11 protein-coding genes are annotated in these 13,802 nt (G+C 47.1%); 6 read left to right on the top strand and 5 right to left on the bottom strand.

Features of this window, described 5'->3' with window-relative positions; translation table 11 throughout:
- Positions 1 to 1,176 (top strand): C39 family peptidase (locus ACQRAQ_RS08285; RefSeq protein WP_427794520.1); only part of this gene is annotated, 1,176 nt, incomplete at its 5' end.
- Between the two features lie 61 nt (positions 1,177 to 1,237).
- Here ACQRAQ_RS08285 and ACQRAQ_RS08280 read toward each other — a convergent pair.
- On the bottom strand, positions 1,238 to 2,179 hold the full coding sequence (locus ACQRAQ_RS08280; protein WP_427794519.1) for a DMT family transporter: 942 nt from the start codon (positions 2,177 to 2,179) through the stop codon (positions 1,238 to 1,240).
- A 2-nt stretch (positions 2,180 to 2,181) separates the two neighbouring features.
- Positions 2,182 to 3,954 (bottom strand): phosphotransferase, encoded by a 1,773-nt coding sequence (locus ACQRAQ_RS08275; RefSeq protein WP_427794518.1) that lies wholly within the window; start codon positions 3,952 to 3,954, stop codon positions 2,182 to 2,184.
- A gap of 165 nt (positions 3,955 to 4,119) precedes the next feature.
- Here ACQRAQ_RS08275 and ACQRAQ_RS08270 point away from each other — a divergent pair, with 165 nt between their 5' ends.
- The 3 genes from ACQRAQ_RS08270 to ACQRAQ_RS08260 are packed head-to-tail and all read left to right on the top strand — an operon-like array spanning position 4,120 to position 8,681.
- Positions 4,120 to 6,291, top strand: coding sequence for an NlpC/P60 family protein (locus ACQRAQ_RS08270; RefSeq protein ID WP_427794517.1), 2,172 nt, complete (start codon positions 4,120 to 4,122; stop codon positions 6,289 to 6,291).
- A gap of 43 nt (positions 6,292 to 6,334) precedes the next feature.
- Positions 6,335 to 8,404 carry a L,D-transpeptidase family protein gene (locus tag ACQRAQ_RS08265; RefSeq protein ID WP_427794516.1) on the top strand — a complete coding sequence of 690 codons (2,070 nt, stop codon included), beginning with the start codon at positions 6,335 to 6,337 and terminating at the stop codon, positions 8,402 to 8,404.
- Positions 8,405 to 8,459: 55 nt separating this feature from the next.
- A complete protein-coding gene (locus ACQRAQ_RS08260; RefSeq protein ID WP_427794515.1) occupies positions 8,460 to 8,681 on the top strand; it encodes a hypothetical protein in 222 nt (73 codons plus the stop codon).
- 134 nt (positions 8,682 to 8,815) lie between these two features.
- Here the strand turns inward: ACQRAQ_RS08260 and ACQRAQ_RS08255 are convergent, their stop codons facing one another.
- Positions 8,816 to 9,967 (bottom strand): glycosyltransferase family 4 protein, encoded by a 1,152-nt coding sequence (locus ACQRAQ_RS08255; protein WP_427794514.1) that lies wholly within the window; start codon positions 9,965 to 9,967, stop codon positions 8,816 to 8,818.
- A 1-nt stretch (position 9,968) separates the two neighbouring features.
- Entirely contained in the window at positions 9,969 to 10,826 is an 858-nt protein-coding gene (locus ACQRAQ_RS08250; protein ID WP_427794513.1) for a LicD family protein, read from the bottom strand.
- Positions 10,827 to 11,117: 291 nt separating this feature from the next.
- Here ACQRAQ_RS08250 and ACQRAQ_RS08245 point away from each other — a divergent pair, with 291 nt between their 5' ends.
- Together ACQRAQ_RS08245 and ACQRAQ_RS08240 are read left to right on the top strand one after the other, a co-directional pair.
- Positions 11,118 to 12,131, top strand: coding sequence for a glycosyltransferase family 2 protein (locus tag ACQRAQ_RS08245; protein ID WP_427794512.1), 1,014 nt, complete (start codon positions 11,118 to 11,120; stop codon positions 12,129 to 12,131).
- A gap of 12 nt (positions 12,132 to 12,143) precedes the next feature.
- Positions 12,144 to 13,376 carry a hypothetical protein gene (locus ACQRAQ_RS08240; protein WP_427794511.1) on the top strand — a complete coding sequence of 411 codons (1,233 nt, stop codon included), beginning with the start codon at positions 12,144 to 12,146 and terminating at the stop codon, positions 13,374 to 13,376.
- A 210-nt stretch (positions 13,377 to 13,586) separates the two neighbouring features.
- On the opposite strand, the gene ACQRAQ_RS08235 is transcribed toward ACQRAQ_RS08240, so the two are convergent.
- Positions 13,587 to 13,802, bottom strand: a 216-nt coding sequence (locus ACQRAQ_RS08235; RefSeq protein ID WP_427794510.1) for a hypothetical protein, incomplete at its 5' end; no start/stop codon positions are given.

Below are 13,802 nucleotides of genomic sequence, written 5' to 3'. Positions count from 1 at the left end.
ACCTGGTACTACGCGACGGGCTCCGGCGCCCTCGCCTCCGGCTGGCTCAGCCTAAACGGCACGTGGTACTGGCTCGACCCCTCGACGCATGCCATGGCCACGGGCGTTCAAACTATTGGATCATGTGAATACATATTTAATAACTCTGGCAAGATGATGGCTAATTGCTGGTCAAACGGTGATGGATCTTGGATGTATCATTCTTCATCCAGCGGCGCAATTGACCTTAAAGGCATCATGACCGATTCGGGAATCCAGCTGATTGAAGATGACGGGAATGTTAGAACGGGCTGGATTGAGAGTCAGGGTTTTCGATATTATTGTTCAGCTAATGGGGTAATTCTGACTGGATGGCAGCAAATAGCTGGGTCTTGGTATTATTTTAACTCGGATGGTCGAATGGCGACCGGCTGGCTTCACGATGGCGGTAACTGGTACTGGCTAGATTCCGCTTCTGGCACAATGAAAACGGGGTGGCTTTCCCTTGGGGGCACATGGTATTACCTTGATACCGCGCGTGGGGGAGTAATGTTGAGCAACGGTTGGTATTGGATCGACTCTACTGACTACAAGTTCAGTTCATCCGGCGCAATGGTTGGCGCTTGGGTCGATGTTCCTTGCTATTCGCAGTACCCGGAACTTCCTACTGGCTGTGAGTCGGTTGCTCTTACAAACTTGCTTAACTACTATGGTTTCGGTTTAGGTAAGACGATTATTGCGGATTATTACTTGCCCAAGGGAAGCAACGGCAACTTTGTTACCGCTTTTGATGGCAATCCAAGGCGTAGCAGCGGGGGTCTCATGGGATGCGTCGCCCCTGCGATTACTATTGCTGGTAATAACTTTCTGCGCGCTGCGGGAAGTATCAAGCAGGCAAAAGACGTCTCTTTCTCGTCAATTTCTTCCATTAAGAACAGACTGACCTGTGGACAACCTGTTGAGATGTGGAATACCGAATGGGGAAGTTGGCCAGGAGGCCGTTATGCTGCTCGTTGGTATAACGGGCATTCCTATGGCCTGTGGGGCGGTAATCATGCCGTAGTCCTTAAAGGCTATGATGACGAGCAGGGAATTGTCTATCTTTCGGATTCGATTAACGGCAATGTTACGCGAAATGTCCAGGTGTTCTTTGGCACGTGGCAACAGATGGATAGCCAGGCCGTGGTAATTGAATAGCCATGGTGCTAAAAGGGGAGAGCTCGACGAGCTCTCCCCTTTTACTGCATTGTTAATCAAGCTACGCAGTCTTATTACGTCCAAATAGTTCGTCCCAGTTACTGGCTGCCAAAACTGTTCCGCATACAATTACAACGCAGCAGATTACTGATGCCATGTCGGGAATTGTTCCAAGCAAGATCAGGCCAAAGACCACCGACCATGCCGAATAGGAGATATTTAGAGCCATCGCACGCGCTGCTCCGATTGCCGCAATGCCCTTGTAATAGAACAGGTAAGATGCAGTTCCTGCGAATCCGGCGAGTGCAATAATCAATGTGGGCATGCTCGGGATAGCGCCCAGCGTAAAATGCCATGCTCCGAAGAGGGGAAGTACAAGCACTCCATAAACAAGCGCACTTGTAGTTTCGCGGATTTGCAAAGCCGTTTCATCATCAACGGCATCATCTTTCATTCCCCATGCGCACAGCACCGCTTCGGATCCCCATCCAATAACGGCAAGCACCGCGCCGAGTAAGCCGAGAGGGGCATTTGCAATCTCGCTCGATCCGGCAGATAGATAGCCCATCGTCATTACGCCGCAAAGAGCAACAAGAAGGGAAAGAATCTGACCTTTGCCCATTTTCTCCTTCAGCAGCACGAACGAAAGGAATGCTCCGACTGCGGGATAGAAGGCGGAGATAATTGCCGTGTAGGCTGCTCCGATATTATTAATCGCCAATACGTATCCAGTCATTCCGATAGGTCCACCGAGCAGCGCGCCGGCGATGACGACCTTCCCAGAACGAGTTTTAAGTGCAGCGAGCGTGTCTTTTAATCTGCTTCGAACTCCCATGTAGCCAAAGAGCCAGATTGCACAGAAGGCATCATGGAGAAAAGATCCTGCAATGGAGGCGCATGCAAGCGCTTCCGCCGATCCAATATAGGGCGCGAGTGCCAAGCCGATTCCAAGAATCACTGTATCAAGGCCCCAAAGAAGGCCGCTAAAAAAGCCGAATTGCATCGTTACTCACCTTTTCGATAGATTTCCAGTGCCTTTTTGAGGTATTTGGCGCCGTAATTGAAGTAGATATAGAGCCATTCGCCCACGAAGTCACCTTCGGCTTCTTTCAGAAGAGACCAGAGGTACCAGCACCATCCTGCAAGGGCAATGTGCGCATAGTTATGCGCAACTTCGTTGTTTGTTGCCTTGCGTCCAAAATATGCATCAAGCGCGCGGTCGACTTCATCTTCGGAAAGCTCGCAGCAGACACTGCACGTTCCAAAATCGTTCGCGTAATCGCTCATGCCAGCATATTCCCAGTCAATGAGATAGTACTTGTCGTTTTCATCGATAAGGAAGTTGAGGTAAAAGAAGTCATTGTGACAAAGGCATTTTGGCGCATTATCGGCCTGAACAAAGCGCTCCAATTCATCGATCTCGGCGGCCATTTCCCTGTAGCCTGGAATGTCGATGGGACCTTTTTCCAGAAGAAGCGATTCGTAGCGCTTTGCTTCGAGGTAGAAATCAAATTCGGTTTCGACATCAGCACCGCTCTCGTGAAGCGAGCGACACATCTGCATCATTCGATTCATTTGGGCAGCATCATGCGGATCAGGCTGCTTTGCGTTGGGTACAAACTTCGATATTTTCCAACCGCGCTTTGGGTCCTCGTGAATGAATGTATCGTCAAGGCCAAGTTCCTTGGCCTTTTTTAGTGCTGCTACTTCTCCATTTCTGTTAATAAGCAGTTCGGTTCCGACTCCCGGATGGCGGTAAACGTACTCTCCATCATTGGTTCTAAAGTGGCACGATAGGTTCGTAAGACCTTGTTTAAGGGGATAGACGTCGTGGATCTCTGATTTGGAGCAGCCGAGCACTTGCTCGATGTTATCGAAAATATCGGAGTCAACGTTTTCGATAAAATGCGGATCAAAGGCACGCAGCTCATCAAGAGAATCGAATTCATTGATCTCGCCCTCAGGATACTTCTTGATCACCATATCGAGCTCCTTGATGTGCTCGATATATAGATCTTCCCAAAGCTTGTCCGTTGTTTCGGGCTTGTTATATTCCGTTTCAAGAATCTGCTTAAACGCAAGCGAGAAGGCTTTATCAAAGTAGACATGTCCGAGCATATACCATGCATTGGAGCCACCGATTGTAACATTGGTGATTCTATCCATTGCGCCCGTTTGAATGCACCATTCTTTGGTGGCGCCTTCAGCATATTGAGCAGAATAAAATGCTTTCCAAACGTATGCTTCAAACGGATTGTTTAGAAGGTAATCATCGCTTGAGCAAATGTAGGTGTTGCCAAGTCGCTCTTTTACGCACATAAGCGATGCGTGGTTATTTTTGGATGCGTATTCGTTGTTGACGACAATCGAAACGCCAAACTTGCTTTCAAGATAGAAGAAATACTCTTTTTTATAGCCGACAACGACGGTGATATTGCTGATACCCGCGTCTTGCAGCTGCCTAATCTGACGCTCGATGAGAATCTCACCACGTACCTTTAAAAGGCCTTTGGGCTTTTCATACGAAATGGGGGCAAAGCGGCTCGAAAGCCCCGCAGCCAATATCACTGCGTTTTCAACTTTATAGGGGTGAAGTGCTTCGTAACCGCTGTCGGTTAGGCTGTCCGATTCGAGAAGGCCCTCATTCGTAAGCTCTTTATTTGCTGCGTTTACTGATCCAAGTGAAAGACCAGTACGCTCGGTAACTTCTCGCTGGCTGGCATATGGGTTCTTTAAGTACTCGTACAGAACTGTAAAGTTGCGCTTGGTCAGTTCCACTGCAGGCCTCCAATTGAGATGTTCATTGCTTAGGGAAAGAATAGAGTGATTGAACGATATGTTCAATTTAATATGTCTATCTACACGGACTGAACAGACAGCAACGATAATCACTCTTGGAATGTGGATTAAAATAAATATATAAGTTATCTGGGAGGGTCGCTTATGTATCGATTCGAAAAGAAGGCCGTGATTGTTTGTGCTGTCGCGTCATTAATCACTGCTTGCTGCTTGCCTCTGAGTGCTAATGTCGCGTTTGCACAGGATTCTGTTGAGGCTCAGAGTATTGAGTCAAAAGCGGATTATTCTTCTGTGGTTTCCGATGATTTGCAACCTGATATTTCTTCCGTCATAAAAGATGGCTGGCAACGAGACGAGTCGTCTGGAGTTTGGTATTACGGGAAAAACGGTAAACACCAAACCGGCTGGCTGCAAAGCGGGGGCTATTGGTATTGGCTTGATCCTGCCAATGATGGTGCAATGCAGACAGGTTATTTCAATGTGACCGTTGCTGGTGGATCAACTACTTCGTTTTATGCGAATGACGGTAATGCCGCAACGCCTTATGGCTCGTTATATCAGAACTGCTGGCTACGCAACTCAGATGGAAAATGGTTTTATGCCAATGCTGGAGGCGATTTAGCTGCTGGTTGGTTTTACCAAAACGGCACATGGTATTACCTGGATCCTGCTACTCATGTAATGCAGGTTGGTTTTGTGGACCTCGGGAGTGGGAAATACTATTTAGGTGCCTCTGGTGCTATGAAAACCGGCTGGATTCTCGTTGACGGGAATTGGTACTGGGCTAATTCATCGGGTGCCCTTGCATCGTCATGGCAGACGATAGGCGGGGCTTGCTATTATTTTGACTCACAGACGTTCATCATGCTCAAGGGCCGTCAAAAGATCGATGGATGTGCCTACATTTTTGGTGACTATGGCCTTGCAAATGGATGGTACAAGGATGGATCAGATTGGTATTACTGCTCCAACGGTATTGCGGCTACTGGCTGGAAACTCGTCAACGGCGCTTGGTATTATCTCGATCCAGCTTCCGACGGCAAAATGTTCGTTGGGTATTTAGACCTTGGTAACGCAGCATATTATTTGAACCCCAATGGGGCTATGGTTGTTGGCTGGGCTCAGTCCGAGAACGGCTGGTATCTAGCCTCTCAATCTGGTGCGCTTATTTCTGACTGGTATAAAGAAGGTGCGAGCTGGTATTACCTGGACCCTGTTAGCCATCTCATGAAAACAGGCTTATTTGAGGTGGGCGGCAACGATTGTTTTGCAAACCAGAGCGGTAGGCTTGTGGTTTCAAGCTGGGTTACCGTTAACGACGGCGTTCAAAGATATTCTGATGATAATGGATATCTTTGCAAGGATGTGATTCGCGAAAACGGCAATATCCTAAAAACCGCTGGAGCTGATGGTTGGCAGTTTGCGTCCGGCTGGGTTAATGTCGCAAATCTAAGGTTTTACGCTGAGCCCGGAACGGGCGCCATTCATCTTGGATGGCTACAGATTGACGGCGATTGGTATTGGCTTGATGCCGATTCCGGCGTGATGAAGACCGGATGGGTATTTACTGGCGGTGCATGGTATTACCTAAACGCTGACGGAAAAATGGCAACTGGTTGGAAATGCCTGAATGGAACATGGTATTACCTTGAGTCCAATGGAAGCATGCATGTTGGCTGGCTTAAAGATTCGGGTAAGTGGTATTGGCTAGACGGCAGCGGCGCTATGGCAACGGGTGCAAGAAACATCGATGGCGTTCGTCGAATTTTCTGGAGCGATGGTCAGTGCGACAAAGTTGGCTGGCAAAATCCTCCCCAGTATCCTCAGGTCAGCTCTTGGACTGTTCAGCTGCCTAGTTATTGCACCGGATTCTTTACCTATGTGACCCCCTCTCGCATCTCTGTCGAAGCAACACGGGAAGATTGCGTGAATGCCTTTATTCAGCGTGCCTATGAGTATATCGGTACGCAATATATTGAGCCTTGGTCTACCGCTCCCGGCGGAGCTGTTGATTGCTCTGGTTTTGTCTTGCAGTGCCTTTATGCTACTGGCATGGATATGGGTGTTTACAACCCATATAACCATCGCTGGGATCCAAGCCAAACCTACAATTCCATGAATTGGTATCGAAGCAATATCTTTATGCCTGTGAGTACGAGCTCGATCCAACGTGGCGATGTTATTTATTACCGCGGGCATATCGCAATTGCACTTGGCGGCGGTATGATGATTGATTCCTGGCCTCATCAGGGCGTCGGAATTCATTCCATTAGCGCAAGGGGAAATGTAATCGGCGCAGCTCGTCCGTTTATTTAATTGATTTGCTGCAAGACGGTCGATATCGGTTTGGGGGCCTGAAATGAATGTCCGAATTGAACATCGTATTTGTTGGCGAGTAATTGGCTTGATGTTATTTTCCGCCTTGCTCTCAGTTTCCGTTCCCGCATTTACTTGCACTGCTTATGCCGTGGAAGAGGGGGCGGATAGCGGTGTCGTAGAGCGCGACTCGACAGGAGGGTCGGGAGCATTTATCGGTGGCGGTTGCTCTCAAGACTCCAGTGATTGTGCCGGCAAAACAACGGAAGATTCGAGCCTGCAGGTTGTTGAAAGCCAAAACCCGTCGACGACAGAAACACTATCTGGATGGCACTGGAACGGTTCGTCTTGGTATTACTATCTTGACGGCTGTCGTTTGATCGGAATGCAGAATATTGACGACTCGTTGTACTATTTGGACCCTGCTCGTGACGGTGCGATGAGCTGCGGTTGGATTTATACTGAAAATAAGTGGTATTACGCGAGTCCATCAGGCGCTTTGGCAAGTGGCTGGCAGTTTATTGGAGGCCAATGGTACTGGTTTGACCCCCTTAACAGCTGTTCTATGGCTACTGGTCGACGTGTTATTGATGGGCATCCTTATCTTCTCGGAACCTATGGACTGATTAATGGATGGTGCCTTGATAACGGTTTATGGTATTGGGGTAGCAATGGTGAAGTCTTAACCGGCTGGCTTCAAACTGGCAATAACTGGTATTGGCTTGATCCTGCCAATGATGGTGTTATGTCAAGAGGAATCGTTTCTGTCGGTTCGTCTCGTTACTATTTTTCGGATTCCGGCGCAATGGCTGTTGGTTGGGTGTTTGATGGGACGGACTGGTATTTCGCTGACGGTTCCGGCGCACTTGCATCGGGCTGGCGTTTGGCAAACGGTGTTTGGTATTGGCTCGATGCCGCAAATGACAATAGAATGGCTACCGGCTTTTTTGTTATCGGATCAAATCGGTATCATTTTACTTTAACGGGAGCGCTGTCACTCGGCTGGTTTATGAGTGATGGGGACTGGTATTACGCTGAGCCTTCTCATGCATCGGGCATTGTAAAGACGGGATGGCTGAAGGACGGTGACCAATACTATTATCTCGATCCTGCCTCTGACGGTAAAATGCTACTTGGTCATTTTTCTGTAAATGGGGAAAGCTATTATGCTAAAGCTTCAGGCGCTGTTGCTTGTCGTGAATGGGTAGATGTCCAGGACTCGGTTCAGGATGAGCCGTCTAAGTCTTTTGCTGGCTCTGATTGCTCATTGTGTGGAGCATTACGTAATGGAAAGCTATTTATATCAAACGGTGATGGCGAATTAACCGAAGCTCACGGGTTTGTGACGCTTGGGGGCTGCAAGTTCTATGCCAATTCAACCGATGGCTCTCTCTGCGTTGGATGGAAGAATGTAAACGGAAAATGGTATTTCTTTGATGAGTCCGCCGGCTATGCACGATCTGGCTGGCTGTACAGGGATGGCTCTTGGTTCTATTTGGACCCATCTACCTATGTTATGAAAACCGGCTGGGCTGCCGTTAGCGGATCTTGGTATTACTTGAATTCGTCTGGTTATATGCAGACAGGATGGCTTAACCTGGGGGGTACCTGGTATTGGCTTGACGCTAGCGGCGCCATGGCTACTGGCTGGCGCGTTGTGGACGGATCCTGGAATTACTTCATGGCCAACGGTGCGTGGGTGTCAGACTATATGGATGCTAAAGCTCAAAGTTATTCAAGCAACACAAATTGGTTGATACTTGTCGATACGTCACGTTGTGTTACGAGCATTTATACTGGGTCATGGAATAATTGGACCTTAAGCCGTCGATATGTATGCTCGACGGGCAAAGCCAGCACGCCTACGGTGAAAGGGGAGTACCAAGTCTACGGAAAGGGATACTCCTTTGGGCATGGATATACTTGCTATTACTACACGCAGTTCTATGGTGATTACCTGTTCCATTCCTCGCCCTACTACGTTAACAGCAATCGCGTGATGGATCCCACGATGGGTGTTCCGTCCTCTGCAGGATGTGTTCGCCTTGAGATTCAGAATGCAAAATGGATTTACGATAATATTCCTTATGGAACAAAGGTCGTTACATATTAAAAAGGTGAAATTCCTAATCTGATTCATAAGACTGGCAGGGTCCGAGGAAGCCAACTTGCCTAAAGGAAACGGTGTCCTAGGCGGCGTTGGAGCTGCCTATGAAATTGGGACAACCAAGATTCGCCTCTATATTGATTTTCGTTGCGACTTTCGTCCTTTTCCAGAGCTGGGTTTGTCGTTACATCAGTTTCTGGGAAAGGACGAAGGTATTCTGCGTCAGAGGGGCTATTCTCCCTTTCACGATTACGCCAGCATTTTCGATGTGATTCCCGTGTAGGTCAGCTTGTCCAGGACGGTGATGTATGCGTCTGGGTGATTGTCCACCGCGTAGCGCAAGAAGATGACACAGATGAGCCCGCAGCCTCCCGTGACGATGATGCTCTTGAGAAGCAATGATGACGTCGGACCGTTCTACCTATTCGTTCCAGAAAGCACTTTTTCAACCAAGGACGCTGTTTTATCCCATGAACTCTCATTTTCAACCATACGTCGACACAAACAAGACTGCTCGGCCAACTTATCAGGGTTTTTGACAAGCGAATAGATGGCCTGCTCAACAGCATCGGAATCCATTGAGTCAATAATTGTTCCGAAATGCTCATTTGGGAACAATTCCCGCGCTCCGCCCACGTCTGTGACAACAGAAGGACATCCACACGCAGAAGCTTCCAGCAAGGTTGTAGCAAAGCCTTCCGACCGCGTAGGGAGACACAGCAGATCGGACTGCTGAAGGAGTCCAGAAATGTCGGTAGATGAGAGCCGTCCAACCCATCTCAGCGATTCACCTTGAGCATCATAAACTTCTTTTGATAATGCACCGTCTCCCGCCAGAACAAAGACGACACCCGCCTCGACAAGCCTGTGACTTCTTGAGGCCTCAAGAATGGCCTTGACGCCTTTTTCAGGAATTAGCCGCCCGACAAAACAGACCAAAAAGGACTCAGCGCCTACACCAAGCTCTTTACGAAAGTCTCGACCCGAAGCCTTCTCCCTGAATGACTTAGCATCGATTGAATTGGGGATAACTCCCTTTGCTGCAATACCAAAAGACCGCAGCCACTCAACACTCTTGCTCGAAATACCGTAATAGTCTGGATGGAACCACTTGCCCAAGGTCGTTATTAGGCGTTCATATGTACGGACCAAGGGATCAATCACTTGATTGCTAAATGAAAGAAAAGCAGAGCCGTGATCAAGAACAACAGGTGTTATCCCCAGGCTCTTTGCAAACCTAATGCCGTCAAGCGAATGGATATAGAAACGAGCATTTACGAGCACGCCATCGAATTGCTGGCACTCAATGCCCTTCCACAATTTATGTGATACAGCATTTATCTTAGGAACGGGGAAACGTCCCGCAAAAAAGGGAAAACAGGGCAGGCGAAGAACACCAACCCCGTCTTCATCGGTAACACCGGCACCTAAACCATTTGTATCGTTCGTAACCACCAGCACCTCATTGCCACGATCAACAAGTGCGTGCGCCAAGCTGTAGGTGAAGTTTTCAATGCCGCCCATATGAGGTGGATAAAGAGCGGAAAAAAGAACGTAGCGAGACCTCATGTTATTTCGTGGACTCCCAAATCTCCCCATTCCCAAAGTCAATTAGAAGGGGTAAATGAGTATGGCGGTCTTCCTCTTTGGGAATGGCCCGCCAATCCCCATACATCGTTGTAAGATACTTTTCGGTTAACCTCGGGACCGGATATAGCTTTCCCTCAAATTCCGCATGAACGAGAGGAAAAATATCATCCACTAGAATAGGTTTCATATTTGGCCAAGCAAGAGTTAAGCATTCCTTGCTGACCGTGCCAGCACTGCAATCAGGTATAGAGCGATCGAACTGACGCTGATACTCAAGGGGATCCTTATTGGACGCTCTCTCAATGAAATGTAGCGCCTTGCAACCAGCTTTTTCGATAAAGCCAAGGAAACCTCGATGAGGAACAGTGATATTCCCGGAATGATAAAGGTATGAACGGCGCTGAGCATTCAAAGCAAGTTTAAGCTGACGCGATCTAAGCTCAGGCTCCTCATATAGATAGTCGTATGGAAAGACATCGACGAAGATACCCATAGCGGATCCGGAATCTCTTCCCTCCTGGTTCTCGAAACGAGTGCCATCTTTATAGACCTTACAGAACATCGCCGCATAACCAGAAGAATTACGAGAATCATGGAAGGAATAGCCGTCGGGTAATTCAGTAGGAGCAATGCTGCAAAAACGATCGTAATCAGCACGCATCATCCCGATATCAATATCATCATCCCAAGGTATAAAACCTTTATGGCGCATGGCACCAAGACAAGTGCCACCGTCAAGCCACCATTTAATTCCAAACTTGTCGCAAAGAGAACCAACTGCATTCAGAACAGAAAGTTCAACAGCTTTAAGCTGGGTCAGCGCACTATCGTCTGTCATATCAACCTCAAAATAAAATCTTACAGTAGCAAGTCGCAGTTAATATCGCTTCACAGCATTATTCACAGCATTATGGAGTGGAAAGAGAAGAATAGCTCAAGTAACGAAATTAATCATAAGCGTCCCATAATAGAGCGTCCAAACATCCGCTACCCTCACTGTGCTCTGAATGAATGCAAGATATGCATCAAGAATATCCCCTTAAATTGCATCATGCTGCAGGTGAACTCTAATTTAAAGTTAGGTACTATTGTTAGCAACACATACCCTAATGACCATGGAAAGACGTAGATGTATTTCTCAATTATTATTCCAGTTTATAATTCAGCTGATTATCTTCGCCGCTGTCTTGATTCAGTCAAATATCAATCTTTCACAGACTATGAAGCCCTTCTTATTAATGACGGATCCACGGATTCCTCTGAAATAATATGCAAGGAATATGCTGAAAATGATGGCCGATTCAAATATTACAGACGGCCTGTGAACGGTGGGGCATCAGCCGCCCGCAACGACGGCATAAGGCTCTCGTCGGGGTCATACATAATGTTTATAGACAACGACGATTGGATTGAAGGCTCCGATGCCTTTGCTGCATTGCAATCAACAATACAAAACAATAATGAGCCAGATATCGTCGCTTGGCCAATGGGTGAGTATATCGAAAACGGTGGCAAGTTGAATCTTCCGGTTGTTCCAATATCCAAATCAATAAATGAACTGGACTTTAAAACTGCCGTCCTCTCTCTACTGAAAGAGAATAATTATTATTCATCAGCCAGTGGCAAAATCGTGAAAAAGCAGCTGATTATCTCCAATAATTTAAAATTCAACGAAAACCTTAAGCACAATGAAGACAGTGATTGGTCGTTAAAACTACTTTACTATGCCAAATCAATCAAATGGATTGATTCAAGCTACTACGTCTATAGAAGAAACTCCATATCATCCACAAGCAGTAAAGCAAACTGTGAAAATGTAGTGAATTCCATAGAGTTCATTATCGATAAACACCTATCTGCAATCGAGACCCAACCAATTAACTCGCTTAATATTACAGTTGCGAATAATTTTGTCGCATATTTATACGTGTTGTTAGTCGCAAATGTTTTCTCAATGCCCAAATTCGACCAGAACAGAATTAATTACATAGCGAAGCTGAGGAATAATCTTTGGATACTGGAATATGATGCGCAGACGCGAGTTAAATTTGCAAGAATAATTTGTTCTTTATTTGGATTAAATATCCTCGGTGAGCTTCTCTCAAAAGCGCTAAATATCGAGAAACGTAGGCTAAAGCGGTAAGGCTAGGAAACATTGTCAAGCAAACTCAGTCTTAAGCAGAATATGTTGTGGAACTCCGTTGGATCCGTGATTCGACTTTGCTGCAATTATTTAATAACAATTGCTGTCGTCCGTTTTTCGCATGGGTTTGATGCTGCAGGTGGATTGGCATTAGCCATGTCAATTTCAAGCCTTGTTCAACCAGTTGCCGAGTTTAGATTGCGAACCATTCAGGTAACGGACGTCCAAAATGAATTAAAAACTGGCGAGTATCTTGGACTTCGTTTAGTAACCACCACTTTAGCGTTTACTTCGGGTATTGCTTATTCACTTATAACGTGCAGTTTGCAATCACTGCCCGCTATCGTGCTATATCTAATATATTCAATGGCGGTTAACCTAATTGAAGGATTTCATGCGATTGACCAAAAGCATCTGCGCATGGATTTTATCGGCGTTTCTTACATTATTCAGGGTGTCAGCAGTCTTCTCTTGTTCATAATTACACTTGCAGTTACCAATTCGCTTGAAGCTGCTGTCGGAGTTATAGCGATTGCAAACATCATGATTTTATTTCTTTATGACAAAAAGAAGGCAAGCTTACTTGAGCAAATTAAGCTCAAATTAAATCTAAAAAAATCCATTAAGGTGCTGTTGTCCCTAACCCCAATCGTGCTTGCCCAGATTTGCAGTAGCTCAGTCCTGACAATTCCAAAACAGGCTTTGGCGGCTTCATTTGGAGCAGCGGCACTGGGAATCTATTCTTCGGTAGCTTCTCCGGCAACTATTGTTCAAATGGGAGCAGGCTATATATATAGTCCATTGCTTGGGGAATTTGCATGCCGATTCAATGAAGATAGAAGGAAAGGGCTTCGGCTATTAAAGAAAGTAGTTGTGTATATATCCGTGGCCACTTTTGGCTTATCGGTGCTTTTGCTAGTTTTTACGCGTCCGATTCTGACGATTTTGTTCGGATCAAAGATAATTTCGTACACAAGCTTACTTGGTATGGTGTTAATTTGTACGTATTTCACCGCTTTTGCTTGGTTTTTTAACGATTTGCTTCTGTCAATTAGAGATTTTAGAGGAAGTATTTTCGGCAACATCGCCGCGTCTGCAATGTCTATCCTCTTATCATTCATTCTTGTGCCTCAATTAGGAATGAATGGAGTGAGCTTAACCGGTGCACTTTCCTATGGGTTGGCACTGGTAATTATGCTAGCTTTTTTTGTTAATGATTACCATAAAATGCAAGAGAGAGAATGAGATTATCGATTGATATCCGATATCAGCCGAACGCATTGAGCTGATAGCTCACTCCTGCAATTAACCGAACGCCTCCGAGCCCCCATCCGTGCCGCGGGGCGTCGTTTCTCAGTTGAAGGAACGGTGGAGATGTGTTTCGACAGGTCCGTTGGCCATGCTCCGCCCTCCGCCTGGTACCTCTTCCCAGACTCAGTCGGACGGTCGGTCCGTCTATTCCGTTTTCGCCTTCAGGCGAGGCAAGCGGGGCATCGCCCCCTTCGGCGCGCGCCCGCCTATGAGCTCCGGCGTCAGGTCTAGATCACCGAGCGCCACTTCCTCCACGCTGTAGGCGTCCAGTAGCGCCGTCGCGTCGTCGCCGAGCATCGTCCTGAAGGCGCGCGTGGGCGTCGAGAAGCCGAGCGCGCCGCGGGGCTCGGAGTTTGCGTT

The organism is Collinsella sp. SGI.178 (assembly GCF_050313495.1).
Lineage (GTDB): Bacteria > Actinomycetota > Coriobacteriia > Coriobacteriales > Coriobacteriaceae > Collinsella.
Note: the sequence above shows the minus strand (reverse complement) of the source record. Positions and strands in the feature narration are given on the sequence as shown.